The organism is Brevundimonas sp. Root1279, from assembly GCF_001425945.1.
Taxonomy (GTDB): Bacteria; Pseudomonadota; Alphaproteobacteria; order Caulobacterales; family Caulobacteraceae; genus Brevundimonas.
Window position 1 is genome coordinate 26055 of the sequence record NZ_LMEB01000009.1, and the last position, 12975, is coordinate 39029.

12 protein-coding genes are annotated in these 12975 nt (G+C 69.0%); 5 read left to right on the forward strand and 7 right to left on the reverse strand.

Annotated elements, in window-relative coordinates; all coding sequences use genetic code 11:
• Positions 1–27: 27 nt before the first annotated feature.
• Both ASC65_RS13500 and ASC65_RS13505 read right to left on the reverse strand, forming a co-directional pair.
• Positions 28–258: a hypothetical protein gene (locus ASC65_RS13500; RefSeq protein ID WP_056454307.1), complete on the reverse strand. Its 231-nt coding sequence runs from the start codon at positions 256–258 to the stop codon at positions 28–30.
• Between the two features lie 76 nt (positions 259–334).
• Positions 335–916 (reverse strand): HdeD family acid-resistance protein, encoded by a 582-nt coding sequence (locus ASC65_RS13505; RefSeq protein WP_156459672.1) that lies wholly within the window; start codon positions 914–916, stop codon positions 335–337.
• Positions 917–1071: 155 nt separating this feature from the next.
• On the opposite strand from ASC65_RS13505, the gene ASC65_RS13510 reads away from it, so the two are divergent.
• From ASC65_RS13510 to ASC65_RS13520, 3 genes are all read left to right on the forward strand, one after another.
• On the forward strand, positions 1072–2055 hold the full coding sequence (locus tag ASC65_RS13510) for a helix-turn-helix transcriptional regulator (RefSeq protein WP_056454310.1): 984 nt from the start codon (positions 1072–1074) through the stop codon (positions 2053–2055).
• Between the two features lie 67 nt (positions 2056–2122).
• Complete coding sequence (locus tag ASC65_RS13515) at positions 2123–2398, forward strand: DUF4242 domain-containing protein (RefSeq protein ID WP_056455224.1); 276 nt, start codon at positions 2123–2125, stop codon at positions 2396–2398.
• A 203-nt stretch (positions 2399–2601) separates the two neighbouring features.
• Positions 2602–3408, forward strand: a complete 807-nt coding sequence (locus ASC65_RS13520; protein ID WP_235561499.1) for a DUF6065 family protein — start codon at positions 2602–2604, stop codon at positions 3406–3408.
• Here the strand turns inward: ASC65_RS13520 and ASC65_RS13525 are convergent.
• Positions 3392–4822: a helix-turn-helix domain-containing protein gene (locus ASC65_RS13525; protein ID WP_056454313.1), complete on the reverse strand. Its 1431-nt coding sequence runs from the start codon at positions 4820–4822 to the stop codon at positions 3392–3394. The genes ASC65_RS13520 and ASC65_RS13525 overlap by 17 nt on opposite strands.
• 155 nt (positions 4823–4977) lie before the next feature.
• Here ASC65_RS13525 and aceA point away from each other — a divergent pair, with 155 nt between their 5' ends.
• Both aceA and ASC65_RS13535 read left to right on the forward strand, forming a co-directional pair.
• On the forward strand, positions 4978–6255 hold the full coding sequence (gene aceA, locus ASC65_RS13530) for an isocitrate lyase (protein ID WP_056455228.1): 1278 nt from the start codon (positions 4978–4980) through the stop codon (positions 6253–6255).
• A gap of 14 nt (positions 6256–6269) precedes the next feature.
• A complete protein-coding gene (locus tag ASC65_RS13535; RefSeq protein WP_056454316.1) occupies positions 6270–6479 on the forward strand; it encodes a hypothetical protein in 210 nt (69 codons plus the stop codon).
• Between the two features lie 5 nt (positions 6480–6484).
• Here the strand turns inward: ASC65_RS13535 and ASC65_RS13540 are convergent, their stop codons facing one another.
• The 4 genes from ASC65_RS13540 to serA all read right to left on the reverse strand — a co-directional run bounded on the left by ASC65_RS13540 (position 6485) and on the right by serA (position 12961).
• Positions 6485–8194: an ATP-binding protein gene (locus tag ASC65_RS13540; RefSeq protein ID WP_235561500.1), complete on the reverse strand. Its 1710-nt coding sequence runs from the start codon at positions 8192–8194 to the stop codon at positions 6485–6487.
• Between the two features lie 66 nt (positions 8195–8260).
• Complete coding sequence (locus ASC65_RS13545; RefSeq protein ID WP_235561501.1) at positions 8261–8803, reverse strand: M23 family metallopeptidase; 543 nt, start codon at positions 8801–8803, stop codon at positions 8261–8263.
• Positions 8804–9162: 359 nt separating this feature from the next.
• The gene (locus ASC65_RS13550; protein ID WP_056454322.1) at positions 9163–10980 is read right to left on the reverse strand and encodes an autotransporter domain-containing esterase; all 1818 of its coding nucleotides are present in this window, start codon (positions 10978–10980) and stop codon (positions 9163–9165) included.
• Positions 10981–11068: 88 nt separating this feature from the next.
• The gene (serA, locus tag ASC65_RS13555; RefSeq protein ID WP_056454325.1) at positions 11069–12961 is read right to left on the reverse strand and encodes a phosphoglycerate dehydrogenase; all 1893 of its coding nucleotides are present in this window, start codon (positions 12959–12961) and stop codon (positions 11069–11071) included.
• Positions 12962–12975 lie beyond the last annotated feature (14 nt).

Here is a 12975-nt window from a genome sequence, read left to right on the forward strand (position 1 = left end):
GGCGGGACCGCAAGCGGAGGCGGCGGATCAGGCGGCGAGGCGGAAGTCTTCGGCAGGGTCGAAGGCCGGGCGGGCCTCGTCCCACAGGGCGTCTTCGTCGGCGTATCGCGCCGACAGGCTGGCGTCGATCACGTCGATGACCTGCTCTTCCAGGCGGTCCCAGATGACCGCCAGATCGCCGCAGCCGTCAGCCTCGCACGGGACGATCAGGTAACGCGAAGCGGCGACGGCGTAACGGGGAGCGAAGCGGCGGGCCATGACGTGAACTCCGGAAGGGGGTCAATCTCGATGCCCCTACCTTTCGCCATGGATACGTCAGAAACGGTCGTATCGTTCAGCTGATGCGTTTCCGCGCGGACCGGACCTTGAAGGCGAGAATGACAAACAGGACGCCGAACAGGACGGCCCAGGCTCCGATCATCCACATGATCACGACCACGCCGAAGACCGGGCTCGAGAACAGGGCGATGCCGAACAGGACCGAGACCAGGCCGGCGAGGATGAGCACCCACTCGTTGGAGATTTCCTTGCGCAGCCTGACGGCCATGAAGATCTCGGCGAAGCCGCGCACCACGGACCAGAAGGCGATGATCCAGACGAAGACCACGGCGGTCAGCCCTGGCCAGGCCATGGCGGCGAGGCCGGCGATGATGCTGATCAGGCCGCTGAGGATCAGCCAGATGCGCCCGGATGCGCCGCTGCGGAAAGCCCCGCCGATTGAGAACAGGCCGTCGACGATCGCATATGCGCCGTAGAAGAGGACCAGGCCGAGCAGGGTGTGCTTGGGCAGGGTGAAGACCAGGACGCCGAAGCCGATCGACAACAGGCCGCGCAGCAGCAGCGCCCACCAGGCCTGGGTCAGGAAGCTATGGACGAAGGGAAAAGGGGCGGCGCCCGCGCCGGAACTGTTGGACATGACGACGACTCCCGTCCTGCGCCGCGGGATGCGGCCGTTGGGACGCTGGCAGGCTTCGGCCATCGCCCCCATCCGGTCTGACCCTAGGGTGGGGAGCGGTACGGCCTGAGCTGTACAGAATTGCGCCAGAAGCGGTCGCATGCCATCGTCCGTAGATGAGGCACGACAAGGCGGCGATGGTGATTGATCTGGCGCGGCGCATGGCCGCCAGCGCCGAAGGACTGACTCTGGACGACATGTCCCGCGACATGGAGGTCGGCCGGCGGACCGCCGAGCGCATGCGCGACGCCGTGCTGATGCTGTTCCCGCAGGCCGAGGAGGTGTCCGACCCGCCGCACAAGCGCTGGCGCATCCGCGGCGGCCTGTCAGCGTTCGAGCAGGCCCCGACGACGGAGGAGCTGGTCGAGCTGACCAAGGCGGCGCAAGGGTTGCGCGCCACGGGCGAGCCGGCTCGTGCGGCTGGGCTGGAGGGGCTGGAGCGCAAGCTGAAGTCGGCGATGCGGTCGACGACGCTGAACCGCCTGGCGCCCGATCTGGAGGCGCTGGTGCGGGCCGAGACCATCGCCGTTCAGGCGGGGCCGCGACCGTCGGCCGACGAGGCGGTGCTGGCGGAGATCCGCCAGGCCGTTCTGGCCGGTCAGCCGCTGGGCTTCATCTACAGCCGGCCCGGGGCCGAGGCGCGGCGGCGCAGCGCAGCCCCGTGCGGGGTCATGTTCGGACGGGCGAACTATCTGGTCGCCGCCGACCGCGAGAGCGGCCGCATCCAGACCTTCCGCCTCGACCGGATGAGCGCGGTGCGGGCTGAAGACGGCGTGGCGTCGCCGCCCGCCGACTTCGACCTGCAGGCCTTCGCGAGCCAGTCCTTCGGCATCTATCAGGACGAGATCGAAGACGTGGTCCTCCGCATCTCGCCCGAGGGCGCGGCCGAGGCGCGGGCCTGGCGCTGGCACCCGACCCAGACCGTCGAAGACCAGGCGGACGGCGGCGTCGTGGTGCGCTTCCGCGCCTCGGGCATGCGCGAGCTGGCCTGGCACCTGTTCACCTGGGGCGAGCAGGTTCAGATCGTCTCGCCCGCACGCCTGAGGGCGGTGATGCGCGGGGAGCTTGAAGCGTCCATGCGCGGGCTAGAACGAACCTAGATCGGTGACGCTGGACACGCCTGCCTGGCGGGCGCACGACATCGGCTCCACGACAGGAGGGATGACCATGCCGCAGTTCGTGATTGAGCGAGAGATGCCGGGGGTGGGGAACCTCGGACCCGACGACCTCAAAGCCGCATCCCAGGGATCCTGCGACGTGCTCCGCCAGCTCGGGACCGACATCCAGTGGGTGCAGAGCTTCGTGACCGAACACAAGATCTACTGCCTCTACCGCGCCCCGAGCGAGGATCTGATCCGTCAGCACGCCGAGATGGCGGGGCTTCCGGCGGACAGCGTGGTGCCGATCCGCGCGACCATTGATCCGACTACAGCGGAAGGCTGACGCGACCACGGGTGATTTCGGCCCCGGATCGAGAATACCGCCGGTTGACGGGCGACGTCATTTCTCGAACGAGTATGACATCGTTTTCCAAGATCGCGCGTTGATCGTTGGGAAGAGTCAGGATGTGCTCAAGTCGGGGCGGAGTTCGACGCCCAGTTGACCCGACGTTGAGCGCCTACCTCTCGGTGAGTGGGGGACAGATCTTGGGTACGAGCGATATCGAAGCCTCGGCGGACGCCTTGGAGTCCGCGTCGTCCGGTGAGCCAGTCGGCTCAGGCGGGCTCACCGCCTTCGTCCTCGATGGACACGAACTGCGCATTCGGCCGGCGCCGCTGGAGCGGGCGTGGATGGACGCCAGCCCAAACCGCTTCGCCTATCGCTGCCTGCCGCTGAACATCGCCAACGCTCATGGCTGGGAGATCCTGTGCACAGCGGGCTTCAGCGCAATCTGGGACGGCAAGTCGCATACGGCGGGGGTCGAGGTGAAGGCGGACGAAGGGCAGGTCTCCCCGGCGGTCAGCCACTTCGGAGAGGGGGCGCTGACCTTCCACCTGCCGTGCCTGTTCCGGGCTGACCCGGGCTACGACCTGTTCGTGACCGGCCCGCTTAATCGGCCCAAGGACGGCATCGCGCCCCTGACCGGCGTGGTCGAGGCGGACTGGTCGCCCTACACCTTCACCATGAACTGGCTCTTCACCCGCCCGGATTACCGCGTGCGGTTCGAGGTCGACGAGCCCTTCTGCCACATCTTCCCGATCCGCCGCGGCTCGCTGGAAGCGATCGACCCGGTGGCGCGGCACCTGGACAGCGACCCGGACCTGGCGCGTGAGCACAAGGCGTGGTCGGCCAGCCGCAACAGCTTCAACCAAGGGCTGGCCAAGGCCGACCCGGAGGCCGCGCAGCAGGGCTGGCAGAAGACCTATTTCCGCGGCATGACCCCTGACGGTGAAAAGGCCCCGAACGGCCACCGCAGCAAGCTGCGCCTCAAGCCGTTCAGGCCTGAGACGTAGCGAACGGGTAGGGGCTGACCGACTTGGCCCAGTCGTCGACGGCCAGCGGCCGGTCCACCGGCGGTGCGGCCCGCTCGGCGCAGGGGTGGCGATGGCACAGGCGGCAGGCGGGGCCGATGGGCGTCACCTCCGGCGCGGCCAGATCGAGGCCACGGGCGTAGATCAGGCGGTGGGCGTGCTTCAGCTCGCACCCGAGGCCGATGGCGAGGTCCTGGCCCTCGCCGAAAGCGTCCTGACCCTGGCGGTCGACGGTGCGCGCCAGGGTGAACCAGCGACCGCCGTCGGGCGTCTCGACGATCTGGGTGACGACCCGGCCCGGCGTCCGGAAGGCCGCGTGCAGCCGCCAGCGCGGACAGGCCCCGCCGAAGCGCGAGAAGGGGAAGGCGCCCGAGGCGAAGCGCTTCGAGATGTTGCCGGCCTGGTCGACCCGCATCAGGAAGAAGGGCACGCCGCGGGCGGTCGGGCGCGACAGGGTGGTCAGGCGGTGGGCGGCCTGTTCGTAGCTGACGCCGAAGCGGGCCTGCAGCCGGGCCAGGTCGTAGCCCGAGGCCTCGGCGGCGGCCTGGAAGGCGCTGTAGGGCATCAGGACGGCGGCGGCGAGAGTGTTGGCCAAAGAGACCTTCAGGAGCCGTCGCGTGGGCTCGTCGGGCGGCGCGGCGGCGGCGACCAGGCCGTTGATCTCGGCCTCATGCTCGGAAACGACCAGTTGATAGGCGACGGCGAAGGCGCGGGAGGAAGGGGCCAGGGCGTCCGACAGCAGCAGGCGCTTGCGGTGCGGGTCGAAACGGCGCGTCCACTCGACCATGACCTCGGCCGGAAGGGTGCGCACGGTCAGGCCGTGCAGGGCCTGCAGGCGGGCGGCGGCGCGGGTCTCGAAGGGTTCGCCCGGGCTGCCCTCTCCGAGCGCGGCGGCGAGGGCCTCGCCGAGCAGGTCCAGCTCGGGGAAGTGGTTGCGCCGGCCCTGGACGTAGTCGCGGACCCAGTCGGCGGGGCCCTCCCCGGGGCCGCCCGCGCCATCGGCCTCGGCCCGGTCGCGGGCGCGGCGGTCGGTGAAGGCGCGGTAGAGGCGCAGCAGGGCGTCAGCGGCGGCCGGCTGGTCCTCGGCCAGCTGGACGATCTCGTGACGCGGCACAGCGAGGCCCTGGAACAGGGGATCGGCGAAAGCCTCGGCCAGCTCGGCCTCGGTCGCGGGGCCGGACGTCTGGCCCAGGGTGCGCAGGTCGACGTCGTAGGTCTCGGCCAGGCGGAGCAGCAACTGGGCGGAAACGGGCCGCTGGTTGCGTTCGATGTGGTTGAGATAACTCGGAGAAACGCCAAGATCCGCGGCCATGGCCGTCTGCGTCAGGGCCAGGTCCCGCCGCAGCCGCTTCAGGCGGCCGCCCAGGAACAGCTTGCGATCGGCGGCGATCTCCATCTCTGTACGATGTCATAATATGACTTAACAAGACATGTCATCTTGTGACTCAATGACGCGAACGATGAGGGCTATGGCGTATAAATCGTGACTTGGGCGTGGTCTGCTCCATCTCGACCCGCCGCGCTCCCGTCGGCGGCCAGCAGAGACCGCTCATGACCAGCTTCGCCGATCTCGTTCCTTCGCCGGCCGGCCGTTTCGACGGCGTCGAACGGCCCTATACGCCCGAGGACGTCCTGCGGCTGCGCGGCTCCGTGCCGATCACCCACACCCTGGCCGAGCGCGGGGCCAACCGCCTGTGGCAACTTTTGCATGACGAGCCCTATGTGAACGCCTTGGGCGCCGTCACCGGCAACCAGGCCATGCAGATGGTCCGCGCCGGGCTGAAGGCCATCTATCTGTCGGGCTGGCAGGTGGCGGCCGACGCCAACACCGCCGGCGCCATGTACCCGGACCAGTCGCTCTACCCGGCCAACGCCGCGCCGGAGCTGTGTCGCCGCATCAACCGCACCCTGCAACGCGCCGACCAGATCGAACACGCCGAGGGCGGGAACAAGCGGGACTGGTTCGTTCCGATCGTTGCTGACGCCGAGGCCGGTTTCGGCGGCCCGCTGAACAGCTTCGAGATCATGAAGGCCTTCATCGAGGCGGGCGCCGCGGGCGTCCACTTCGAGGACCAGCTAGCCTCCGAGAAGAAGTGCGGCCACCTGGGCGGCAAGGTGCTGATCCCGACCCAGGCGCATGAGCGCAATCTGATCGCCGCCCGCCTGGCCGCTGACGTCATGGGCACGCCGACCCTGACGGTGGCGCGCACCGACGCCGAGAGCGCCCAGCTGATCACCTCGGACATCGACGAGCGCGACCACCCCTTCATCAATCGCGCTGAGCGCACGCCGGAAGGTTTCTACCGCCTCAAGGAAGGGACCGGGCTGGACCACTGCATCGCCCGCGGCCTGGCCTATGCGCAATACGCCGACGTGCTGTGGTGGGAGACGTCGCATCCGGATCTGGACGACGCCCGCCACTTCGCCGAGGCGATCCAGCGCGAGCACCCGGGCAAGCTGATGGCCTACAACTGCTCGCCGTCCTTCAACTGGAAGGCCCGGCTGGACGACGCCACCATCGCGAAGTTCCAGCGCGAGCTGGGGGCCATGGGCTACAAATTCCAGTTCGTGACCCTCGCCGGCTTCCACAGCCTGAACAACGGCATGTTCGAGCTGGCCGACGGCTACCGCGACCGCGGGATGGCCGCCTATTCCGAGCTGCAGCAGCGCGAGTTCGCCAACGAGGCCCGCGGCTACACCGCCACGCGGCATCAGCGCGAGGTGGGCACGGGCTATTTCGACCAGGTGGCCACGGTCATCTCGAACGGCCAGTCGTCGACGACGGCGCTCAAGGACTCCACCGAAACCGCCCAATTCCAGGCCGCTTGAACAGGAGACAGACCATGGAACCCATGACCCGACCGCAGGCGATCATCGACTTCTGCCTTGCACCGCTGAACCTCGACACCACGACCGAGGCCGAGCGCGAGGTCCGGCGCAGGCTCGAGCATGTCATCAAGACGCTTCAGGCCAAGTCGGTCCGGCCGCTGAGCGTCGACTTCTCCGCCATGCCGCTACAGGTCATCAACGAGGCCGCGCACGGCTACGAATAGTCGCCTCAGGCGGCGATGGACGCGGCCAGGGTGCGGGGCAGGTTGATAACCAGGTCCAGCAGCTCGGCCGCGTCGAACGGCTTGGCCAGGTGGCGGTCTGCGCCGGCGGCCTCGGCCGAGGCGATATGCTCCGGCAGGGCGTTGGCGCTGAGCATGACGATCGGCGTCCGGGTCAGGCCCAGGGCCGCCTCGTGCAGGCGGATCTCGCGGGTGGCGGTGAGGCCGTCCATGACCGGCATCTGCATGTCCATCAGGATCAGGTCGTAGTCGCCTTCGCGCGCGGCCTGCACGGCCTGGGCGCCGTCCTCGACCGAGGTCAGGGCCACGTCGACCTGGGCCAGGATCATCTCGACGACGCGGCGGTTCACCGGATGGTCGTCGGCCATCAGGACGCGGACCGTGGCGTGCTCGACGGCTGTATCGCTGGCGGCCGGGCCTGCCGCGACCGGCGCCTGGGCGGCGCGGAAGGGCACGGTCAGGATGAAGGCCGAGCCGCCACCGGGCTCGCTTTCGCAGTCCAGGTGGCCGCCCATCATCTCGGCCAGCTGGCGCGAGATGGCCAGGCCGAGGCCGGAGCCGCCGAATTTGCGCGTAATTGCTCCGTCGGCCTGTTCGAAGCGACTGAACAAGCGGTCGCGGGTCTGCGAGCTGAAGCCGATCCCCGTGTCCTCGACTGAGAAGCGCAGGGTCGCGCCGCCGGCGTCGTCGGGGCCGGCGTCCACGGTCAGGCTGACGAAGCCCTCGGCCGTGAACTTGACCGCGTTGGAGACAAGGTTGGTCAGGATCTGCTTGAGGCGGACGACGTCGCCGGCGATCCAGCGGTCGGCCTCGGGCGAGATCTCGACGAAGAACTGCAGGCCCTTCTCGCGGGCGCTGGCCTCATAGAGCTGGGCCGACTCGCGGACGGCGCGGCCGAGGTCGAAGGGCTCGATCGACAGCTCCAGGCGGCCGGATTCGACGCGGGCCAGGTCGAGAATGTCGCTGAGCAGCACCTGCAGGGTGCGGCCCGACGAGCGGATCAGTTCGAGCATCTCGACCTGCTGGGGCGACAGGTCGGTATTAGCCAGGGCCTGGGCCACGCCGATGACGCCGTTCAGCGGCGTGCGGATCTCGTGGCTCATATTGGCCAGGAACTGGCTCTTGGCGGCATTGGCCTGCTGGGCCGCGTCGCGCGCCTCGCCCAGGGCGCGGGCGTGATTCTTGAGGTCGGTGATGTCGGTGCAGACGGTGACGATGCCGCCCGCGGCGGTGCGGCGGTCGGCGACGCGCAGCCAGCGGTCGCCGGCGATGCGCTGCTCCATCATGTTTGAGAGGGCCCGGCGCGCCTCCATGCGCTCGGCGATCCATTCCTCCTCGCGGCCGGCGGCCTCGGCATAGAGACCTTGGTCGAGGCCGATCTGGATGATCTCGCGGAAGGTCATTCCGGCCTGGAGGTTGGACGACAGCTCGGGGTTCACCTCGTCATAGCGGCTGTTCCAAAGCACGAGGCGGTCTTCGGCGTCATAGAAGGCCAGGCCGTCCGGCATGGCGTCGATCGCCTCGCGGATCTGGTCGAGCGCCAGGTCGTCCAGGCGGCCGCCGCCCGAGGCCTGCTTACGCCGCGGCTTGGCGCGCAGGGCATAGCCGCCGGCGGCGCCCGCGAGGGCTCCAACGGCGAGGCCCAGCGTCCCGCGCCAGTCCATCAGTATCGCAAGGTTGTCGACGATTTGGCCCAAGCGGTCCCCTTCCGCGGACAACGATCCGCGAAAGGGGTGAAGAAACCGTGGGCGTTAAGTCGGAAATCAGACGTTGGTCGCCGGAATCTCGACCTGGAACTCCTGACCGAGGATGGCGGCCGGATTGACCTGCTCGCCGCCGCGGCGGACTTCGAAGTGCAGGTGCGGGCCGGTCGAACGGCCGGTGGTGCCGACCAGACCGATGCGCTCGTCGGCGGTGACCGCCTCGCCGGTGTGGACGTCGACGCGGCTCAGGTGAGCGTAAAGGGTGCTCATGCCGTTCGGGTGACGCACTTCGATGAAGCGGCCGTACCCGCCGGCGTCATAGCCCGTGCGCAGAACCTCGCCCTCGGCCGAGGCGAAGACGCTCGTGCCGGTCGGGGCGGCGATGTCGACGCCCTTGTGGCGGCGGGCGTGAGCTTCGGTGGCCAGGCGGCGCAGGCCGTAGGCCGAGTTGATCGCGCGACCCTTCACCGGCTCGACGAAGGCCATCAGGCGGGTCAGCGGACCGGCCGGACGGGCCACGGCGGTGACCGGCGGGGCTTCAGGCACGGCGTAGGGTTCGGCGGTGGTGTTGTAGGGCGTGGGTTCGAGGGGAGCGAAGGCCATAGCGAAAACGGCGACAACGCCGAGGAGGGCCGCTTGGCCGGAATGGGTGAGGAACGACCGTGCGTTCGGGTACAGGCGTCGCATGTGCGGCGTCGTCTCCGTCTTTTCGGGCTCTCTGAGCGATGGGTGGCGCCGACGAGCCGCACAACAAGCGACGCATCACGGCCGGCGACCGGGAAGACCTGCTGTCTAGGGATGACACCGGGCGACTTTGGGGCGGAAAAGCGCCCTAGGGGGTGGCAGGACGTCGCAGGCTGGGAACCATAACTGACGGACGGATCACAGAAATTTCAGCGCATGTGAGAAGGGCGCGGAGCCTTTCGGCCCCGCGCCCCCGCTTACCCCGGAAAGTCCGGCTGTTACTCGAAGGAGATGGTGTAGGTCAGTGCGCCCAGATGGCTGTCTGCGTGCTCGCCGAAGCGGCCGTGATAGCCGAATGCGAGCGCGCCGGGGCCCATTTCCCACTCAACGCCGACCGCCGCAATCAACGATCCGCCGAACGGATCCTCGATCTCACGCTCGAGAATTTGGGCGGGGTTGGCGGTGATTCCGACCCGGACCGGGTCGCTGCTGTCGCTGATTGCGTCGCGATAGCCGCCCTCGATCCAGAAGCTGCCGGCCTCTCCGGAGCCCTCGGCGCGCAGGGTGATCTCGCCGGCGACCGCCGAGACCTTGCGGTCCTGGTAGGCGTACTGGGCGGCGACGCCTTGCTCGGTGTAGCCGTTGACGTCGCTGGACACCCAGGAGATGGCCGCGCGGGGCGACAGGGCGATACCGCCCGCATCGAACCACATGCCGCCCTGGATCCGGGCCCCCAGGCTGCCGCCGTCGGTCGTGCCGCTATGAACGATCGGGGCCAGGGAGGTCACGCGCGTGATCTCGTCGTACTGGTCGATTGAGCCGCCGACGGCCGCGTTCAGGAACATGTCGTCCTGGCGCCAGGCGGCGTAGAGGTCGAAGGCGTAGCTTTCGAGGTCGAAGTCCATCGGCCCGGCCTCGACCTCGGCGGTGCGGAAGGTCCCCGCCATTCCGAAGCGCATGTTGCCCGTCGGCGCATGGTCGATCGAGACGCGACCACCCCAGCCGGTCGCATCGGCCGCCGCCACGAAGCCGCGTGCGTCCGTGGAGACGCTGTCGGCCAGCACGGTGAAGCCGATGCTGGAGCCCGGCTCCCAAGCCGTGCGGCCGCTCAGGCCCTCGGCGGCCAGATCGAGCAGGTCCTCACGCTGGCGGAAGGCGGTCTCGCCCTGCACCGTCGATTGGGCGCCCAGGTCGCCGTAGTACAGGTAGTCGTTCGCCAGCATCGCGATCAGGCGGTGGCCGGCTGCGGTCGGGTGAACGCCGTCCCAGTACAGGTAGGTGTCCGGCGTGGCGCAAACCGTGACGCCGTTGAAGCAGGCGTCGCGGGCGTTGGTCAGGCCGAAGCGGCCCGGGTTGGCGGCGAGCGGATCGCTGATCTTGTAGAGATCCATCAGGATGATGTTGGTGTTCGGCTGGTTGGCCGCGGTCACCATCAGGCCGTTCAGCAGCGCTGAGTTGAAGGTCGTGCCGGCATAGTCCGCCAGCGGCGAAGCCGGCAGGCCCGGTCCCTGGTTGAACTGAGGCGTGATCCCGAGCCGCGGCAGGTTGGTCACCAGCACGGTGCCGGCGCCGGCGGTCGCAACGCTGTTGACGATGAAGTTGATGTCGGCGGCGGCGCCCTGGGCGACCGGCGCGATCGCGCCGGTGGGGTTGGCCGAGGCGCCCGCGGCCGGAATGGCCTGGAAGAGGTTGTTCGCGCCGCCGAGGACGCTGACCAGATCGTTCGGGCCAAAGACGCCGCCCGCGCCGGTGTAGGCCTGCAGCTGCAGGCGCATTCCGGGCGGCATGGCCGACATGTCAGTGCGGGCCCCGCCAAACGCGTAGTTGACGCTGCCGGTCACCGGCGCGCCGGCGGTATAGCGGCCGGCGTTGAAGCCGAGCAGTTCGGTGAAGACCGGTCCGTTTGAGAATCGGCCCTGGTAGTAGGGCGGCGAGGTCGGGTTGCCGGTCAGGGCGTATAGGTTGCCGTTGTCGCTCAGGCTGTCGCCGAACACCACCAGGCGGCCATAGCTCTGGGCGCTGGCGGCGGAAGCCACGGCGCTGACAGCGACGACGGCGAGCGCGGCGGCGGCCGCGTTGCGCAGGAAACGAGACATTGTGATCCTCCCTCGGTCGTCATTTGCGACCGTTGCGGGACACTCTGCGCCCGTTTTCCGTGCGCGCAAGGCGCCGTCGGGGAAGCTTTCAGTGCAGCATTCTAAAGCGCAGCGTTCCGGCAACACCCCTCAGGGCGCGCAGGGAGGCCGGATCGTAGTCCCGATCGACGTCGGTGATGACGTAGCCGGTCCGTTCGTCGGTCTTAAGATGCTGGCCCAGGATGTTCAGGCCGGCGGCGGCGAGGGCGCGGTTCAGCTCGGCCAGGACGCCCGGCTGGTTGCGGTGGATGTGCAGGATCCGGTGCGCGCCGGAGACCTCGGCCAGCTGCACGTTCGGCAGGTTGACGCAGAAGGTGGTGTCGCCGCGGTTGAGGTAGGCGAGCAGGCGTTCGGCGGCGAATTCGCCGATGGCTTCCTGGGCTTCCTCGGTCGAGCCGCCGATGTGGGGCGTCAGAATGACGTTGGGCAGGCCGCGCAGGGGGCTGTCGAACGGATCGGCGTTGGTGGCCGGTTCTTCCGGGAAGACATCGACGGCGGCGCCGCCGATCCGTCCGGACCCGAGCGCCTGGGCCAGGGCGCCGACATCGACGATATGGCCGCGCGACAGATTGAGCAGCAGGGCGCCAGGCTTCATCCGCGACAGCTGGGCGGCGCCGATCAGGGCGGCGTTCTCGGTCCGGCCGTCGACGTGCAGGCTGACCACGTCGCTCTCGGCCAGCAGGGCGTCGAGCGAGTGCATGCGGCGGGCGTTGCCCAGCGCCAGCCGCTCGGTCAGGTCGTGGAAGATGACCCGCATGCCCAGGTTCTCGGCCAGGACGGAGAGCTGCGAACCGATGGCGCCGTAGCCGACGATGCCCAGGGTCTTGCCGCGCAGTTCACGCGAACCGGTGGCCGACTTGTTCCAGACGCCCTTGTGCATGGCCGCCGACTTGTCGGTGACGTCGCGCATCAGGGCGATCATGACGCCGACGCCCAGCTCCACCACCGAGCGGGTGTTGGAGTAGGGGGCGTTGAAGACCGCCACGCCGCGATCCGAAGCGGCGGCGAGATCGATCTGGTTGGTGCCTATGCAGAAGGCGGCCACGGCCATCAGCTTGTCGGCCGCGTCCAGCACCCGCGCGCTGACCTGGGTCTTGGAGCGCACGCCGAGGACATGCACGCCCTTGATGCGGGCGATCAGATCGTCTTCGTCCAGCGCGCCCTTCACCGTTTCGACGGTGTAGCCGGCGTCCTCCAGCCGCTCGACGGCGGCGGGGTGGACGTTCTCGAGCAGCAGGATCCGCATGCGACTGCGAGGATAGGACCAGCGCCCGGTCAGGCCCTCGGCGTGAAGCAGTTCATCCATTGAGGCGGCTTCGCCGTCGGCCGCAGCGACGACGGTCGGGCGGCGGGCGATTTCGGTGAAGGCGTAGAAGCGATCGGCCGCGCCCGCCTGTTTGACCTCCGCGTCGGTCCAGCCGTCGCCGATCATGACGACGGGTCCGGGCAGGGCGAGGGCCTTCAGCGCGCTCGCCTTGCCGCCCGCGTGGGACAGGGGATTGGCGTCGTCGACGCCCGTCACCCGGCCTTCGGCGTCATAGAGCAGATCGTTGGCCAGCACCCGCTCGGGCGCCACGCCGAGCCGCTCGGCGATCGGGGCTATGATCTCGCGGAAGCCGCCGGACATGATGACGATGTGGGCGGCGTTGGCGCGGAAGAAGGCCAGGTTCTTGCGCACCGACGGCGTGCCTTCGTCCAGGATGCGGTCCGTCAGCGCCCGCACGTGATCATGGGTCAGCGGCAGCAGGGCCAGTCGGCGACGCAGGGCTTCGCCGAACGGGACCTCGCCCGCCATCGCCTGGTCCGTCAGCTTGCCGATCTCGGCCCGGATTGTCGCGGCGTCGGTCGCCCCCTCGAGCGCCAGGTCGGCGAGAGCCTCGAGGGTTTCAATCCGGACGAGGGTCGAATCGAAGTCGAAGACGAAGGTCGGGCGCGCGGTCATGGGTCGAGCTTGGC

What these genes read in the sequence shown, in the direction of transcription:
- ASC65_RS13515 (WP_056455224.1), top strand. Translation starts at nt 2,123, where the DNA reads ATGCCGCAGTTCGTGATTGAGCGAGAGATGCCGGGGGTGGGGAACCTC.
- ASC65_RS13550 (WP_056454322.1), bottom strand. Translation starts at nt 10,980, where the DNA reads ATGTCTCGTTTCCTGCGCAACGCGGCCGCCGCCGCGCTCGCCGTCGTC.
- aceA (WP_056455228.1), top strand. Translation starts at nt 4,978, where the DNA reads ATGACCAGCTTCGCCGATCTCGTTCCTTCGCCGGCCGGCCGTTTCGAC.
- ASC65_RS13500 (WP_056454307.1), bottom strand. Translation starts at nt 258, where the DNA reads ATGGCCCGCCGCTTCGCTCCCCGTTACGCCGTCGCCGCTTCGCGTTAC.
- ASC65_RS13525 (WP_056454313.1), bottom strand. Translation starts at nt 4,822, where the DNA reads ATGGAGATCGCCGCCGATCGCAAGCTGTTCCTGGGCGGCCGCCTGAAG.
- ASC65_RS13510 (WP_056454310.1), top strand. Translation starts at nt 1,072, where the DNA reads ATGAGGCACGACAAGGCGGCGATGGTGATTGATCTGGCGCGGCGCATG.
- ASC65_RS13545 (WP_235561501.1), bottom strand. Translation starts at nt 8,803, where the DNA reads ATGGCCTTCGCTCCCCTCGAACCCACGCCCTACAACACCACCGCCGAA.
- ASC65_RS13505 (WP_156459672.1), bottom strand. Translation starts at nt 916, where the DNA reads ATGTCCAACAGTTCCGGCGCGGGCGCCGCCCCTTTTCCCTTCGTCCAT.
- ASC65_RS13535 (WP_056454316.1), top strand. Translation starts at nt 6,270, where the DNA reads ATGGAACCCATGACCCGACCGCAGGCGATCATCGACTTCTGCCTTGCA.
- serA (WP_056454325.1), bottom strand. Translation starts at nt 12,961, where the DNA reads ATGACCGCGCGCCCGACCTTCGTCTTCGACTTCGATTCGACCCTCGTC.